Origin of the sequence: Streptomyces sioyaensis (genome assembly GCF_004122735.1) — a bacterium.
GTDB classification, from domain to species: Bacteria; Actinomycetota; Actinomycetes; order Streptomycetales; family Streptomycetaceae; genus Streptomyces; species Streptomyces sioyaensis.
This window is the reverse complement of the sequence record NZ_SDIF01000009.1, coordinates 84,265-100,204: the sequence shown is the minus strand read 5'-3', so window position 1 is coordinate 100,204 and position 15,940 is coordinate 84,265. Positions and strand designations below refer to the sequence as shown.

The following is a 15,940-nucleotide window of genomic DNA, read 5'->3' as shown; positions in this document are numbered from 1 at the left end:
CCCCCCGGATCGGCCTCGGTACCGCCTCAAACTAGCCTTCGGGGCAGGGACATTCAATGGCGATCGGATGTCACCAAAGAGGTATGCCGACAACGAGGTGCGCCGGGATATCGTGACCTGGACTGGAGGTTGCCAGCGCCGCAGGGCCCGGACGTCAAAGGGGCCGGTGCTCCCTCATTTTTCTTTCCTGATTTCCTGCACCTTGACGCCTGTTACGCAATTCGGCGCGGATCCGATGGCCTGGGGGAAACACCGCATGCGCACGCTGATCGTGGACAACTACGACTCGTTCACCTACAACCTGGCGCACTATGTCGCCGAGGTGACGGGCGACGAGCCGACCGTCGTGCAGAACGACGACCCCGCCTGGCGGCTGAAGCATGTGGCGGAGTTCGACAACGTCATCATCTCGCCGGGTCCCGGTACCCCCGAGGCCGAGACCGACCTGGGGATCTGCGCGGACATCATCCGGCACGGCGCGGTCCCGCTGCTCGGTGTCTGCCTCGGCCACGAGGCCCTGGCGCACCTGAACGGCGGCCGCGTCACGCTCGCCCCCGAGGAGCGCCACGGCCGGCTCTCCGGCGTCCACCACATGGGCCAGGGCCTGTTCGCCGGCCTGCCCTCGCCGTTCGAGGTGGTGCGCTACCACTCCCTGGCGGTCTCGGCGCTGAGTGACGACCTGGAGGCCACCGCCTGGGCGTCCGACGGCGTCCTGATGGGGCTGCGCCACCGGCACCGGCCGCAGTGGGGAGTGCAGTTCCACCCGGAGTCGATCTGCACCGAGCACGGGCACGAGCTGCTCGCGAACTTCTTCCGGCTGGCGGAGCGGCACACCGGCGGGCCGGGCCGCGCCGCCCTACCGGTGGTGGCCGACAAGCGCACCGCCACCGGCGGCGGGCAGCCGGCGCGGCCGCCCCGGCAGCTGCGGGTCCACGCCGAGCAGCTGCCCACCCGCTGGAACCCGGAGATCGTGTTCGACGCGCTGTTCCGCGGCACCGAGCACGCCTTCTGGCTGGACAGCAGCCGGCCCGACGGGGAGCTCGGCCGCTTCTCCGTCCTCGGCGACGCGCGCGGCCCGCTCGCCCGGGTCGCCCTGGCCGACGTCGAGCAGTGCACCGTCACGGTCCGCGGGTCCGACGGCACCGAGGCCGTGCACCACTCCCCGTTCCTGGACTGGCTCGACCAGGACCTGCGCGGCATCGAGACCGACCTGCCGGACCTCCCCTGCGACTTCGCCCTCGGCTGGGTCGGCTACCTCGGCTACGAGCTCAAGGCGGAGTGCGGCGCGGACCCCGCGCACCTCTCCCCCGACCCCGACGCGGCGCTGATCTTCGCCGACCGCGCGGTGGTCTTCGACCACGCCACCGCCACCACCCATCTGCTGGCCCTGGCGCCGGCGGACGACCCGGACGCGGCCCGTGACTGGCTCACCGCGACCGCCGGGCGGCTGGCGTCCCTGGCCGGCCAGGAGGCGGAGCGGGAGCACCTGCCCGTCGGGGTCAGCATCCCCGTCGAGCTGCGGCACTCCGCCGACCACTACCGCGCCCTGATCGGCGCCTGCCATCAGGCCATCCATGTGGGCGAGTCGTACGAGGTGTGCCTCACCAACATGATCGAGGCCAAGGGGGCGGTGGACCCCTGGGCCGGCTACCGCTACCTGCGCCGGACGAGTCCGACCCCGTTCTCCGCACTGCTGCGCTTCGACCGGCTCTCGGTGCTGAGCACCTCACCCGAGCGGTTCTTGCGCGTGGGCCGGGACGGGTTGGCCGAGTCCAAGCCGATCAAGGGCACCCGGCCCCGCGGCGCCACCCCGGACGAGGACCGGATGCTCGTCGAGGACCTGCGGGCGAGCGAGAAGGACCGTGCGGAGAACCTGATGATCGTCGACCTGGTCCGCAACGACCTGGCGCGCTGCGCGGAGGCCGGCTCGGTCGAGGTGCCCACGATCTTCGACGTGGAGAGCTACGCCTCCGTCCACCAGCTCGTGAGCACCGTCCGCGCCCGCCTGCGTGCGGACCGGACGGCCGTCGACTGCGTGCGTGCCGCCTTCCCGGGCGGGTCGATGACCGGTGCCCCCAAGGTCCGCACCATGCAGATCATCGATCAGCTCGAAGAGGGGCCGCGCGGCGTCTACTCCGGAGCCATCGGCTACTTCTCGCTCTCCGGGGCCGCGGATCTGAGCATCGCCATCCGTACCGCCGTGGTCACCGCGGACCGGGTGCGGTACGGCGTCGGCGGCGCGATCACCGCCCTGTCCGACCCGGCGGAGGAGTTCGAGGAGACCGCGGTGAAGGCGACTCCGCTGCTCGGGCTGCTCGGTACGACGTTCCCGGGCCGGCTGACCGAGGACCGGGCCGCCCAGTGAACACCGCCACCGAGGCGCCGCGCCCGGCGCCCACGCTGCTGGCCGCCGACTCATGGCTGGTGGAGGACGGCCGCGCCCGGGAACTGCACCGGCACCGGGACCGCTTCACCGCGTCCGTGGCCGCGGCCGGGGGCCCGACCGCGGCCGACGTGGACGCCTTCTGGGAGCGGGAGCTGCGCCGGGTGCCCGCGTCGGGCGACTGGTTCCCCCGGGCGGAACTCACCCAGGAGGGCTCCCACGCCCCCCGTCTGGGCTTCCGGGTGCGCCCCGCGCCCCAGCGGACCGACGAGGTGCGGCTGTGGGTGTCCGGGCGCCCGGACCCCCGCGGCGTGCCCCGCCGCAAGGGCCCCGATCTGACCGTTCTGGGCACGCTGCGGGCCGAGGCCATCGGGGCGGGCGCAAGCGAGGCCCTGCTGACCACCCCGGACGGGCTGCTGCTCGAAGGGGCGACCACCAGCCTGCTGTGGTGGGAGGACGCCACCCTGTGCACGGTCGATCCGGACCTGCCCACCCTGCCGGGGGTGACCCGGGACTGGGTGCTGGACCGGGCCGCGGCGCTGAACGTCCCGGTCCGGCGGCGGCGTTGCCGGCTGCCGGACCTGGCGGGCCGCGAGGTGTGGTGCGTCAACGCGCTGCACGGCATCCGGCCGGTGACCGCCTGGGTGGGCGCCGGCCGGCTGCCCGCCCCCGGGCCGGCACCCCGGTCCGGGTCGTGGCGGGCCGCCTGGGCCGCCGCCGCGCAGCCCCTCCCCCACACCCTCGATCGGGGCCACTGATGGCAGCGGACCGTCCCGCGGCGGGGCACATCCACCCGCCCACCGAGATCTACGAGGTCAGTCGTGCCAAGATCCGCGAATTCGCCGAGGCCGTGGGCGCGGACAGCCCCGCGCACAGCGACCCGGCCGCCGCGCGGGACCTGGGCCATGCCGACGTGATCGCGCCCGCCACGTTCCCCTTCCTGGTGGTGCACCGCGCGAGCAGCCGGGTGCTGAGCGGCCCCGAATGGGGGCTGGCGGACGCCTCGTTGGTGCACACCGCCCAGCGGATCGTGCCGACCCGGCCGGTGCGCGCGGGCGACCGGCTCGCGGTGACCCTCCATGTGGAATCCGTCCGGCGCCTGGCGGGGCGGGACGTGGTGCGGATGCGGGGTGAGGTGCACACGGACGGCGGGGAGCACGTCGTGGACACCTTCATGACGTTCACGGCCGGCGGCCCGGACGAGAAGGAGACCGGCCGATGACCGCGGGCCGCGACTACGACTCCGTGGCGGTGGGCACCGTGCTCGGGCCGCTGACCGTCCCCGTCACCCGGACCGACCTGGTCCGGTACGCGGGCGCCGCCGGGGACTTCAACCCGCTGCATTTCAGCGACCGTTCGGCACAACAGGCCGGATTTCCCTCGGCCCTCGCGCACGGCATGCTGACCATGGCGCTCGCCGCGCGGCTGGTCACCGGCTGGAGCGGGGACCCGGCCGCACTGTGCGACGTCGCCGTGCGCTTCACCCGGCCGGTGCCGGTCCCCGACGACGGCGTCGGGGCCCGCCTGGACATCCGGGGCACGGTGACGGCGAAGCTCGACGGGCGCCGGGTGCGGGTCGCCCTCGACGTCCGCTGCGACGACGTGAAGGTGCTGGGTTCGGCCCAGGCCGTCGTCCAACTCACCTGACCTGCCACCACCCGCCGTTCGGCCGGCGGACGTCCTGTTCTCCGACCGACGGGGCTCCGGCACCTCGCGCGCGACGACGCACGCACCGGAGTCCCCTCCTCGCCACCGCGCCACCCGCCCCGCACCCGCGCGCCGGGACACCACCCCACGCCCGCCGCCCGGAGCAGCGAGACGGTTCCCGCCCCGGCGGCACCACCCGACACCCGCCGGCGCGGCCCTCTCCGAGGCGGGCGCCGGACGCCGCCTGCCGCGTCCGGCGCCGCCTCCCCTCATCCACCACGCACGGGAGACACCGATGGAAGACACCCTGCTCGGCATCCGGCAGAAACCCGCCCTGCAGCAGCCGCATTGGAACCACCTGGAACAGCTCGCCCAGGTACGGCGGGAGCTCGCCACCCGGCCTCCGCTGGTGGGCGCCGCGGAGGTACGCGCGCTGCGTGCCGCCCTGGCCGAGGTGGCCCTCGGCCGGGCACAGCTCGTCCAGGCCGGCGACTGCGCCGAGGACCCGGAGGAGAGCACCGCGCGGGACGTGCACCGCAAGGCCGCCCTGATGGATCTGCTCGCCGGCACGATGAAGATGGCCGCACACCGGCCCGTCGTCCGGGTCGGCCGGCTCGCCGGCCAGTTCGCCAAGCCGCGGTCGCGGGCCACGGAGACCGTGGACGGCGTGGAACTGCCCGTCTACCGCGGCCACATGGTCAACGGCCCGGAGGCCGACCCGGCCGCCCGCCGGCCCGATCCGCTGCGGATGCTGACCGGCTACATGGCCGCCAACGAGATCATGGGGCATCTGGGGTGGCAGCGCCCCGCGGGGGCGGTCCCGGAGGCCCCCGTGTGGACCAGCCACGAGGCGCTGCTCCTGGACTACGAGCTTCCGCAGCTGCGCCCGTGCGACGACGGCGGCCTGTTGCTGGCCTCCACCCATTTCCCCTGGATCGGCGAGCGCACCCGCCAGGTGGACGGCGCCCATGTCGCCCTGCTGTCCGAGGTCGTCAACCCCGTCGCGTGCAAGGTGGGGCCCGCGATGGCGGCGGAGGAACTACTGGCGCTGTGCGAGGTCCTCGACCCGGACCGGGAGCCGGGCCGGCTGACCCTGATCGCCCGGATGGGCGCCGATACCGTCGCGGACCGGCTGCCGCGGCTGGTACAGGCCGTGCTGCGCGCGGGCCACCCCGTCATCTGGGTCAGCGACCCGATGCACGGCAACACCGTCTCCGCGCCCTGCGGCCGGAAGACGCGTCATGTCCGGACCGTCGTCCACGAGGTGCGGGCCTTTCAGCGCGCGGTGGAGTCCGCGGGCGGTGTCGCGGGCGGACTCCACCTCGAAGCCACCCCCGACGAGGTCACCGAGTGCGTGGCGGACCCGGCCGGGGCGGACCGGGTCGGCGAGGCCTACACGAGCCTCTGCGATCCGCGACTGAACCCCGCGCAGGCCGTCTCCGTGGTCGCGGCCTGGCAGGGCTGAGGTCAGCGGCGTTTCCTGCGCCGGTGGCCGGGCCGGCGCCGACGGGGTGACGGGTTCCGCGCGAGGGGAATCCGTCCGGTCGGCGCCGCCCCGGCAGACGGGCGGGCGGAGTCGGACCCGTGCCCGGCGGGCGGGCGGAGTCGGACTCGTGCCCGGCAGGCGGGCGACGTCAGATCTTACGGCCGCAGATCGCCACGGCGTCCGGTCCGAGCAGCACCCGCTGTGTGGGCTCGAAGCCCGCCTCGGTGAACCACTGTTCGTACTCCTTGGGCGTGTACACCATGCCCTCCCCGGAGGCGATGGTGTGGAAGTACGCCGAGAGATAGGCGGAGCGCTCCGGGCCGGTCTCCTCGTCGTTCTGGTAGGGGGTCACCACGAACAGGCCACCGCCCACCGGGAGTTGACGGGCAGCCCGGGCCAGCAGGTCCCGGATGCGGTCGGCCGACCAGATTTCGAGGAAGTGGGCGAAGAGCACCGCGTCGGGTCCGGACGGGAACTCCTCGTGAAAGGCATCGAGGCTGACCGCGTCCACCCGGTCGGCCAGACCCATGTCCTCGACCTTCTCCTCCGCGAGAGCCGCGATCGAGGGCAGATCCCCGATCGTGATCCGCAGGTGCGGCCACTTCCTCGCCAGATTCGCCGCGTTGATGGCGGTGCCGCCGCCCACGTCGAGCAGATGCCGATGGCCCGACAGATCGATCCGCTCCGCGATCTCCTCGGCGACCAGCTGGCTCACCGAGCCCATCATGGTGTGGAAGGCCGATTCCAGCTCCGGATTCTCGGCGAGCCGCCCGTAGAGCGTCGGCGCCGTTCCCGGAATTTCCCGTTGCAGACCGACATTCGAGTCCTGGTCGAGCGCTTCGGCGAACCAGCCGATGGCCCGGTAAATACCCTGGCTCTCCCACGGAATATATGCCGCCGGTGCCTGGTCGAGGTTTTCCGCGAGGGGGCGGGTGAGCGCGGTGTTGTGGTATCCGTCACCGTCCTTGTGCAGAAGTCCGGTGGCGGTGCAGCCGAGCAGCAGGATACGGGCGGGCTGCTCGTTCAGCCCCAGCCGCAGCGCGATGTCCTTGACCGTCAGCCCCGGATCCCTTTCGAGGATCTCAAAGAGGCCGAAGCGAAAGGCGGCGCTCAAGAACTGGAAGTGGTAGTGGGCCTTGATATAGGGCCGAAGTGCCGTCGAGGCGGATGCGTCGGCTCGTTGCATTGTCGAACTCCTGGGAAGCCGGCGGAAGTCGTGGCTCGGTCACACGACACGGGCAGGGAAACGTCTGGCGGAGTGCCATCTCTCCGGGCGCCGGGCGCGGTGGAGCTCGTGAACAGGCGCGGGACGGGCGGCCGGCATCGCGTGCCACGGCATGCGGCCCCGCACGTCCTAACGACACGTCAAGCCGGGAAAGAAGGCATCGGAGGGCGCCGCGGGCCCGTATACCGGTGCCGTGACGGCCGCACGGAACCGCGAACTGCGGCTCGGTCGCCCTCACTTATTCCTCCGGTGGCAGAGCACGGATACGCGACGACTTCCCGCCTACGGGAATTCCGGCACCGGCTGACTGACGACCAGCCCCGAAGGCAAGAACGGACGAACGACGGCTGCCGATGTTTTCAGGAAGCCCGCGAAAGCCCGTGGCGTGGCACCGGCACACTTCTCCGCCGATGCCGCCCCCCTTCACCCTGCCAGAGCGCCGGCTAGGTGATTCCCCATATGCGGGTCGCCATAGGGCACTTGAAGAAACGCGCGTTGCTTTTATTCGCTCTTTACCCGGCCGGAATGCTGCTCCGGTGAAGCGGATTTCCTCCCGGACGGCGGCAGAGAATACCGGGTGACCGGACTGTCCTGGAGCCGGGAGACCGCCGTGAACCGCCAGGAGTCGCCGGGTGAGCCGCCCCGGGCGGCTGCTGCAAAAGCGCCCACGGCACGCTCCGACGTCGGTACCTGACGGCACACTTTGACGGCCCCTCAGTCGGACGGCTCGGACACCCGGCTCTCCGGACGCCGCGGCCCTCAGCGCGCCAGGCGGCCCAGGAGTGACGCGGCGGCGGCGATGCCCAGTGCGGCGGCGGCCGTCAGGACGGTGAAGTCCAGGGCCAGATGGGCGTGGGTGCCCAGGAGGAGGCCGCGGAGGGCATCGACCTGGTAGCTCAGCGGGTTGATCTTGCTGACGGTCTGGAGCCAGCCGGGCATGACCGACACCGGGTAGAGGGCGTTGGAGGCGAAGAACAGCGGCATGGTGATGGCCTGGCCGATGCCCATCAGCCGGTCGCGGGTGAGCACGATCCCGGCGATCGACATGGACAGGCAGGAGAAGAAGGCCGAGCCGAGGACCACGGCGACGGCGACGGCGAGCAGCCGCAGCGGATTCCAGGTCATGGCCACACCGAGCAGTGCGGCGAACACGATCACCACGACGGCCTGGATCAGCGCCTTGACCCCGGCGGCAAAGGACTTGCCGGCGATCAGGGCGGCCCGCGGGGTCGGCGTGACCAGCAGTTTGGTGAGGATGCCGGCGTCCCGCTCCCAGATGATCATGATGCCGTAGAAGATCGCGATGAACATGGCCGACTGGGCGATGATGCCGGGCGCCAGGAAGTCGATGTACGGGGTGCCACCGGTCGGGATGGCCTTGATGCGGGTGAAGGTCTCACCGAAGATCAGGAGCCAGAGGGCGGGCTGGACCGCGCGGGTGTACAGCTCGGTCCGGTCGTGGCGCAGCTTCTGCAGCTCGACCACGCACATCGCGACGACCCTGGCAGGCAGCACCTGCCAGCCGGCGCGGGCTCGCGGTGGGACCAGCAGCAGGTCCAGCCGGCCGGCGCCGGTGGCCGGCTCAGCCGACGCGGTGTGCGGTGCGGCGGGTGCTTCGGACATCGCGGAAGTCTCCAGACTGCTCGTCGAGGCCGCTGCCGGCGACGTCCCGGAAGACGTCCTCCAGGGTCGGTGCGGCATCGGATGAGCGCGAGGGGGCCGCTGAGGGAGAGACGGCGGAGGCCGGAGAAGCGGCCGGTGCGGGGGTAGGGGTAGGGGTGCCCGGAGCGGTCGGCGGGGCCGCTGTCCGGGCCGCGCGGCGGCGGGCGCTCAGGGCCGCCCGGAGCTCGTCCGGTGTGCCGAGGGCGCGGATCCGGCCGTGGTGCATCAGCGCGACGCGGTCGCAGTACTGATCGGCCTCGTCCATGTAGTGCGTGGTCACCAGGACGGTCATGCCGGTGGCGGCCCGTACCGCGTTGATGTGTTCCCAGACGCTGGTGCGGGCGATCGGGTCGAGGCCGATCGTCGGCTCGTCGAGCATCAGCAGACGGGGCGCGCTGACCAGCGCCTGGGCGAGTTCGAGGCGGCGGACCATACCGCCGGAGTACGTGTTGGCGAGCCGGCCCGCCGCATCGGTGAGGCCGACCGCCGCCAGCGCCTGGGCGACACGTGCCGCCCGCTCACGGCGCGGGACGTCGAAGACCCGGGCGAAGAGCGCGACGTTCTCGCGGCCGGTCAGCCCGGCGTCCGCGGACAGCTGCTGCGGCACGTACCCCAGCAGCCGGCGCACCGCCATCCGCTCCTTGGCCGCGTCGTGCCCGAAGACCCGCACCATGCCGGCCGGGACGGACAGCAGGGTGGTGATGCAGCGGATCGCGGTGGTCTTGCCCGCGCCGTTCGGCCCGAGCAGCCCGAAGACCTCGCCGGGGCGGACGGACAGGTCGACACCGTCCACGGCCCTGGTCTCACCGAAGGCATAGCGCAGACCACGGCAGGTGACCGCGTCGGGAGCGGACGCGGACCCGGCGTCCGGGGCCGGGGCCGGGGCACGGTGCGCGGTGGCGTCCGGGGCCGGGGCACGGTGCGCGAACGGCGCGCGGCCCGGCCCGGCCGCACCCGGCAGCCGCCCCGGCCGTCCCTCGTCGTCGCTGGTCATGTGCCCTCCGCTTCCTCGTGCAGGTGGTGGGCGAGGAGTCGCAGCGCCGGGAGGGCCGCGGCCAGCGCCGCCCGGTCGGCCTCCGGCAGGCGCGCGAGCTGCTCGCTCACCAGGGCGCTGCGGCGGGTCTCCCAGTCACGCAGCCGCGACCGGGCCTCGGGGGTGGGGTAGAGCAGGGCCGAGCGGCGGTCGTCGGGGGCGGTCTCCCGGCGCAGGAACCCGGCCCGGCTGAGCTGATTGACCAGGGTGGAGACCGAATTCCCGGCGAGACAGAGCTCCCTGGCCGCGGCCGACACCCGTATGCCGGGCCGCTCCGCGACCAGCCGCAGCAGCTCCACCTCGGCGCCGCGCAGCGGTGGGACGGTCAGCCCGGCCCGCAGCCGGCGCCGGATCAGCCGCTGGACACCGGCCAGCACCTCGGCGAGCGAGTCGGGGAACTCCCCTGCAGCCATGCCCCAATTTTAGCTCTGAGTGCGAGGTAGTGACCGAGGCGCACGCGGGACGGGGCCTCGAACGGCTCCAACGGCCCGAACGGCCCATCCGGCACCCCGTCTGCCACCCCGGACCCCCGTGACCTGCCCGGACGGACGGCGCGCCACCCCGTCGGGCGTCCGCGGACGGGTGGCGGCCGGCGGCCGTGGCAGGGCGCGACGCCACCCCGGCCGGAGACGCCGGACCGCCCTGGCGGACGCGACGCCGCCGGCGGAAGAAGATCACTCACCGCCGGCGCGGCCGGGCCCCCGGACGCCCAGGTGACCGGCGACAGACACCCAGGTGACCGGCGCACGGCTGCCATGGCAGCGCGAAATCCGCGGGATCGGCACACAACTGCCGCCCGCGCCAACGGCCTTGACAGCCCCTGGTGGGCGGAGAAGCCTGGTTCTTCCGGCGGTTGCCGGACGTCGGGGGATACCGGGGGAATCGGGGGACTCATGAGGACGAACACGCCTGTGCGCGCGACGGACGGCACACCATCGACGACACCGTCGGACAGGCCCGGGAGACCGGCGCACGACCCGGACCGCAGCACACCCGCACCGCTGCCGCGACAGGGCCGCCCGCTGCGCACGACGCGCCGCGCGGCGAGCCTCGCCGCGGCGGCCCTCGCTCTCTCGCTGCCGCTGTCGGCCTGTTCCTCGGACGGCGCGGGCGGGGCCTCGGCGGCCGACAGCTCGACCGGCTCGGCCCCGTCCCCCAGCCCGACACCGACCGTCGACCGGGCCGCCTACCGCCACACGCTGACCGGCGCCCTCGGACCGCTCAACAGCGCACTGCGCGCGGTGGACCGCGCCGGCGAGGGCAGCGCGCTGAACACCGCGCTGAACACCGCGTCGTCCCGTGCGGATGCGGCCGCGGACACCCTGCAGATGACCGCGACGCCGGACGACGCCTCACCCGGAAACAGCCAACTCGTCTCCGCGCTACGGGCGTTGGGGCAGGACCTCAAGAGCGCCGGCGGCGACGGCGGACGCTGTGCCACCTCACCCCGCGTCGCACTCGGCAGGGCGCAGAGCCCGCAGAGCGTCCAGGCCGCCGGGCGTGCGCTCACCGCACTCGGCTACGACACGTCGCTGCAGCTGCCGCGTACGCAACCGGCCCAGCACCGGCGGCTCGCCAACGGCGCCCTCGTCCGCGACGGCAGCCGGAGCGGCCTGGGGCGGCTGACCGTCAAGAACGGCACCGCCCACGACGCGGTGGTGACCCTGACCCGTGCGAAGCACACGGCGTTCTCCCTGTATGTGCGCCACGGGTCGAACGCGACCGTACGGAGCGTCAACAGCGGCTCGTACACGGTGTACTTCACCACCGGCGAGGACTGGAACGGCCCGAAGAGCTCCTTCACCCGCGAGTGCAGCTTCGAGAAGTTCGACGACCACGCGCGCTTCAAGACGGTCCGGGTGACCGGCGGGACGCAGTACACGGTGCTGACCTTCACCCTGAACAAGGTCTTCGGCGGCAATGCGCGCACGAGCACGGTGCCGCCGGCCGAATTCCCGTCGTAGCGGCGGAAGAGGAGGCCGTGGGTGCACCGTCGCCGGGCCCGCCCGCGGGCAGTTGCGGGCAGCACTCGGCGGCCGGTGTCGCGCCACGGCTAGCGTCTGTCGTTTGGATCAGGCCGGATCAGGGAGCGGGGTCTGGTGCGTGCAGCTGCAAGGCGGAGGAGGGAGTCGACGCGGAGCGGTTGGGGCCTCCCCTGCTCGAGCGAAGCCGAGAGCTTGGGGAAGAGTGACGACAACGCCGCAGATGTGCGTGCCAGACCCGCGAGCCCGGCCTGATCCAAACGACAGGCCCTAGGTATCGTGGCGCCGTGTGGGCGACAGCACGGTGTGGACTCTGGCGATCGCGGCGGTGACCGGCGGCACGGCGGTGCTCGCCAGCTGGGTCACCGGCCGCGGCAGCACCCAGGCCGCCAGGATCCAGGCCGAGACCGCGGCCCGTTCCCAGCGGGCCGAGCGGCTGCGGGAGAGCCGGCGCACGGCCTACCTGGATCTCATCGAACAGACCCACCGCATGGGCGAGTTGTTCTGGGAGATCTCCGCCGCCCTGCGGCTGCCCGGTTCCCCGGACCGCACGGCCGCCCTCCGCGAGCTGCGGGACCGGGAGGTCGCCGAGTACGTCACGATCCGGCGCTGCGCGCGCGTGGTCGAACTGGAGGGCCCGCCCGCGGCGGCCGCCGCGGCGCTCGCCCTCCAGCAGGCAACCCGCCCCTTCTATGCGGCCATGACGGCGGATCTGTCCGACGACGCCGACGGCCGCCACGACTTCGATGCCGCCTTCCGCCCGTTCTGGGCGGCGATGGAGAACTTCGTGGAGGCGGCGCGCGTCGCCCATCAGCAGGAGTGAGCAACTGGCTCCTGGGCGAGTTGGCCGGACTCCAACGCCTCAACAAGAGCAGGAGGGAAAGACGTTCGACCAGGGACGCCGGGCTCCGGTGGCGTCACGCTGAGCAGCGGGGCTGCACATCCCCCGTCCCCCCGAAACCGGCCTGGAGAGCCGCGACAATGGCTTCGGAGCGGTGGGAGACGCCCAGCTTCCCCATGACGTTGGCGACGTAGTTGCGCACTGTCTTGTCGCTCAGGAAGAGGCGGTCCGCGATTTGCCGGTTGCTGGCGCCGGACGCAATCAGTTCGACGACATCCAGCTCCCGCGGGGTCAGATGCCCCACGGTGCGGGCCGTCTCCGCCACGTGGCAGTCCCCGGCCGACGGCCGCCGCTCGTAGTCGGCCACGACCTGGTCCACGAGCGGCTTGCTGACCACGACCCCGCCCGCCGCGACGATATGGATCGCGTGCAGGATCTCGTCCACGGCGGCGGTCTTCAGGACATAGCCGCGGGCTCCGGCGGCGAGCGCCGAGATGAGGCGGGCACCGTCCGCACGTGCCCCCACCAAGAGCACTCGGGCACAGCCTTCTTCGCCGTAGGCGTTCTTGATGAGTTCGCTTTCCGTCATCTCCGGAAGGTCGCCGTCGACGATGACGACATCCGGTACGGCGCTTCCGCCGACCGAGGCCCAGCCTTCGTCCAAGGAGTCGGCCTCACCGACGAGTTCGATGTCCGCACTGTTCAGAATCGAGGTACGAAGCCCGATCCGGAAGAATGGGTGACTGTCTATCACCAGCACACGGACGGGGCATAACTCACCAGATGCTCGCTTCACTACGGACAACATGCATTCCCCCATTCACGACGCATTCACGACGCATTTATGCCAGAGCGTGCGACCTTGACAAGGACGACCAGGTCACGCGGTGGAGGGGACAGTTTATCCGCAGCCCGCAAGAGGCACCCGAGGTAATGGATCAGAATGCGCCAAGCCATCCGGAATGCGGGAAGGAAAAGAACCGTCGGACAGGAGCGGGGTGCTGCCGTCGAAGCACCCCGCTGGGAAGTTTCCTTTTTTACGATTCAGGCGCGCAGAAGGCGCGGGGGCGGGCACATTGCTTCCGCCCCCGCGCACACGCCGCGGATCAGTCCGTCAGTCTGTCGTACAGCACATAGGTGTTGCCGTCCTGATCGGCGAACTCACCCATCCACGAGCCCCAGGACTGTTCGGCCGGAAATTCGGTGAAGCGCACACCCCGCGCGATCAGTTCCTCGGCGGTGGCGCGCACGTCGGTGCTGCCGAACTGGATGCCGGTGTCCACGCCCGCGCGATGCTCGTCATCGGCGGGCCGCAGGCTTAAGGACAGGCTGTCGCCGGGAGGGGCGACGGTCACCCAGCGGTCCTTTTCCCCGAAGGGGTGGTCGGCGCGCTTTTCCATCCCGAGGGACTCGGTGTAGAAGCTGATCGCCGACTCGACATCGGTGACATAGACCTTCACCGACTGCGTGCGTTCCAGTGCCATCGTCGTGCTCCAAAAAGTGCGAAGGGGGCAGGTATGGATTGTGGGTGCGGGTGGTGGATTCCGGTGGTGGGCCGCCGGCCTAGGCAGGCGCCGGGTCGGTCGGCTCGTCCGCGGCGGCCGGCGGGCGGACCTTCAGCAGACTCAGCAGCAACGCGACGGCGGCGAACGCCGCTCCGGCCGGGCCCAGCCAGGACGGCAGGTCGAGGTCCAGCAGTCGGGCACCGACCACGGAGCCGACGGCGGTCCCGGCGTAGATCGCCGCCTCCACCCAGCCCAGCGCCACCGCGGGGGCGTCCGGCACGAGCGACATGAGCCGGTGCTGCTGCGGGACCGTGACCAGCCACCCCGAGGCGGACCAGACCGGGACCAGTACCACCATGGCGAGCAGACTGTGCCGGCCGAACAGCATCAGCGCCGCGATCAGGCCGTTGATCAGCAACCCGACACGCAGCACCGCCAGCGGCCGGAACCGGTCCGTGAGCCGGCCGGCCAGCGCGTTGCCGGCCACCCCCGCGACGCCGTAGAGCAGAAGCAGCAGGGGGAACTGGGCCTCGGTGACGCCGGGCGAGGACGCGGCCGGCAGATAGGTGTAGATCGTGAAGATCGCCGCCAGTTGGCCGACCGTGACGCCGAGCACCGGCAGCATCCCGGGACGGGCCAGCACCGCGAACCGTGCCTTGGCCTTGGCGCCGCCCAGGGGCTGAGCCGGCACCCGCGCCGCGCCCGCGCAGGCCACCAGCCCGAACACGGCGACCAGCCAGAGGGTGGCGCGCCACCCGAGCCAGTCACCGACGAGCGCGCCGAGCGGCGCGCCGAGCACGGTGGACACGGTCAGGCCGCCGGTGACCATCGCCAGGGCACGCCCCCGTCGCTCGGGGCTCACCATGCCGCTCGCCGCCGCGCCCGCGGTGGCGATGTAGGTCGCCGCGCCGGCCGCCGCGATGACGCGTCCCGCCGCCACGACCGCCAAGGCGGGGCCCACCGCCTGCAGCACCATGCCGACGGTGAACACCAGCTGGGACAGCACCAGGATGCGCCGCTGGCCCCAGCCCGCGGTCAGTGCCGTCAGCAGGGGTGCCGCGATCGCGTAGCTGACCGCGAACACCGTCACCAACAGCCCGGCCGACGGGACCGAGGTATGCAGATCACGTGCAATCGAAGGCAGCAGCCCGGCGATGACGAACGCATCCGTCCCGATGGCGAACGTGCCCACGGCGAGTAGTAACGGCGCGCCGCCGAGGCGCGCCGACTGCTCCGCGACCGCCGTGTCACTTCGATCACGGAGTCGACTTTCGGATGACAAAAGGATGCCTCTCTCTCCATGAGTGGGGTCTTGGGGAGGGTCTTCTCCTGAGTGGGGATCAGGACGGATCGGTTATACCTGGGTCGTCGGGCCGACCACGATCTGCGAATAGTTCACATGGCTTGGTTGGCACGTCGTGAAGGCGACGGCCTCCGCGATGTCCTCGGGAGCAAGTACGGGCATGCTGCGGGTGAGGCCCGTCAGGAGTTCGTACGACTCCGGATGTGTGATGTGTTCTGTCAACTCGGTTTTGACCAGGCCTGGTTCGATATTCGTGACGCGTACCTGCCGAGGTCCGAGCTCGGTGCGCAGCGTGTGCGAGAGGTGAGTGACGGCTGCTTTGGTCGCGCAGTACACCGCGAAATTCGGGAAACCCCGGTGCGCGGCATCGGACGAGATGTTGACCAAATCGGCCTGGTCACCGCCCTCAGCTGCGGCAATCAGATCCGGCACGAAGGCCCGGACGACCCGGAGCGCGCCGGCGAGGTTGAGGTCGATCATCCGGGACCACTCGTCCTCCTGGCCCTCGGTGACCGGCGAGGGCAGCATGACGCCGGCGTTGTTCACCACCAGGTCCACCCGCCCCAGGTCGGCCGCGATCCGTTCGGCGGCACCGGCCACCGAGTCCGGATCGGTCAGGTCGGCCACGGCCACGACGGCCCGGCCCCCGTCCGCGGCGATCTGCCCGGCCAGGGCGGCCAGTTGCTCCTCCCGCCGGGCGAGGAGCGCCACGCGCGCTCCCCGCCCGGCGAGCAGGCGGGCGGTGGCCGCGCCGATTCCCGAGGAGGCGCCGGTGACGACGGCGGTGCGTCCCCGTAACGGGAGAGTGTTGTCGGTCTTGGGCTGCGCCACGGTGATCCTCCTGAGGTCGGGCGCCGGGTGAGGGCGAGGCGT

At 72.1% G+C, this 15,940-nt stretch carries 15 protein-coding genes; 7 read left to right on the top strand and 8 right to left on the bottom strand.

From position 1 onward, the window contains the following. The first annotated feature begins 256 nt into the window (after positions 1-256). The 5 genes from pabB to EST54_RS05365 all read left to right on the top strand — a co-directional run bounded on the left by pabB (position 257) and on the right by EST54_RS05365 (position 5,495). Positions 257-2,365: an aminodeoxychorismate synthase component I gene (pabB, locus tag EST54_RS05385; protein ID WP_129245554.1), complete on the top strand. Its 2,109-nt coding sequence runs from the start codon at positions 257-259 to the stop codon at positions 2,363-2,365. Beyond that, on the top strand, positions 2,362-3,141 hold the full coding sequence (locus EST54_RS05380; RefSeq protein WP_129245553.1) for an aminotransferase class IV: 780 nt from the start codon (positions 2,362-2,364) through the stop codon (positions 3,139-3,141). Before pabB ends, EST54_RS05380 begins: the two co-directional genes overlap by 4 nt. Continuing rightward, complete coding sequence (locus EST54_RS05375; protein WP_129245551.1) at positions 3,141-3,605, top strand: FAS1-like dehydratase domain-containing protein; 465 nt, start codon at positions 3,141-3,143, stop codon at positions 3,603-3,605. The genes EST54_RS05380 and EST54_RS05375 overlap by 1 nt, the downstream gene beginning before the upstream one ends. Next, positions 3,602-4,030, top strand: a complete 429-nt coding sequence (locus EST54_RS05370; protein WP_129245549.1) for a MaoC/PaaZ C-terminal domain-containing protein — start codon at positions 3,602-3,604, stop codon at positions 4,028-4,030. The genes EST54_RS05375 and EST54_RS05370 overlap by 4 nt, the downstream gene beginning before the upstream one ends. A gap of 295 nt (positions 4,031-4,325) precedes the next feature. After that, on the top strand, positions 4,326-5,495 hold the full coding sequence (locus tag EST54_RS05365; protein WP_129245547.1) for a 3-deoxy-7-phosphoheptulonate synthase: 1,170 nt from the start codon (positions 4,326-4,328) through the stop codon (positions 5,493-5,495). Between the two features lie 169 nt (positions 5,496-5,664). Here the strand turns inward: EST54_RS05365 and EST54_RS05360 are convergent, their stop codons facing one another. The 4 genes from EST54_RS05360 to EST54_RS05345 all read right to left on the bottom strand — a co-directional run bounded on the left by EST54_RS05360 (position 5,665) and on the right by EST54_RS05345 (position 9,849). Next, on the bottom strand, positions 5,665-6,702 hold the full coding sequence (locus EST54_RS05360) for a methyltransferase (RefSeq protein WP_129245545.1): 1,038 nt from the start codon (positions 6,700-6,702) through the stop codon (positions 5,665-5,667). Positions 6,703-7,500: 798 nt separating this feature from the next. Next, positions 7,501-8,364, bottom strand: a complete 864-nt coding sequence (locus EST54_RS05355; protein WP_129245543.1) for an ABC transporter permease — start codon at positions 8,362-8,364, stop codon at positions 7,501-7,503. Then, positions 8,324-9,397 (bottom strand): ATP-binding cassette domain-containing protein, encoded by a 1,074-nt coding sequence (locus tag EST54_RS05350; RefSeq protein WP_129245541.1) that lies wholly within the window; start codon positions 9,395-9,397, stop codon positions 8,324-8,326. The genes EST54_RS05355 and EST54_RS05350 overlap by 41 nt, the downstream gene beginning before the upstream one ends. Continuing rightward, positions 9,394-9,849 (bottom strand): MarR family winged helix-turn-helix transcriptional regulator, encoded by a 456-nt coding sequence (locus EST54_RS05345; protein ID WP_129245539.1) that lies wholly within the window; start codon positions 9,847-9,849, stop codon positions 9,394-9,396. Before EST54_RS05345 ends, EST54_RS05350 begins: the two co-directional genes overlap by 4 nt. Positions 9,850-10,329: 480 nt before the next feature. Here EST54_RS05345 and EST54_RS05340 point away from each other — a divergent pair, with 480 nt between their 5' ends. Together EST54_RS05340 and EST54_RS05335 are read left to right on the top strand one after the other, a co-directional pair. After that, entirely contained in the window at positions 10,330-11,400 is a 1,071-nt protein-coding gene (locus EST54_RS05340; RefSeq protein ID WP_129245537.1) for a hypothetical protein, read from the top strand. A 307-nt stretch (positions 11,401-11,707) separates the two neighbouring features. Next, a complete protein-coding gene (locus tag EST54_RS05335; RefSeq protein ID WP_129245535.1) occupies positions 11,708-12,241 on the top strand; it encodes a hypothetical protein in 534 nt (177 codons plus the stop codon). A gap of 94 nt (positions 12,242-12,335) precedes the next feature. On the opposite strand, the gene EST54_RS05330 is transcribed toward EST54_RS05335, so the two are convergent. From EST54_RS05330 to EST54_RS05315, 4 genes are all read right to left on the bottom strand, one after another. After that, positions 12,336-13,019: a LuxR C-terminal-related transcriptional regulator gene (locus EST54_RS05330; RefSeq protein ID WP_161989254.1), complete on the bottom strand. Its 684-nt coding sequence runs from the start codon at positions 13,017-13,019 to the stop codon at positions 12,336-12,338. A 346-nt stretch (positions 13,020-13,365) separates the two neighbouring features. Continuing rightward, a complete protein-coding gene (locus tag EST54_RS05325) occupies positions 13,366-13,743 on the bottom strand; it encodes a VOC family protein (protein WP_093485771.1) in 378 nt (125 codons plus the stop codon). Between the two features lie 79 nt (positions 13,744-13,822). Beyond that, a complete protein-coding gene (locus EST54_RS05320; RefSeq protein WP_161989253.1) occupies positions 13,823-14,956 on the bottom strand; it encodes an MFS transporter in 1,134 nt (377 codons plus the stop codon). A gap of 162 nt (positions 14,957-15,118) precedes the next feature. After that, positions 15,119-15,898 (bottom strand): SDR family oxidoreductase, encoded by a 780-nt coding sequence (locus tag EST54_RS05315; RefSeq protein WP_244942444.1) that lies wholly within the window; start codon positions 15,896-15,898, stop codon positions 15,119-15,121. Between the last annotated feature and the right edge of the window lie 42 nt (positions 15,899-15,940).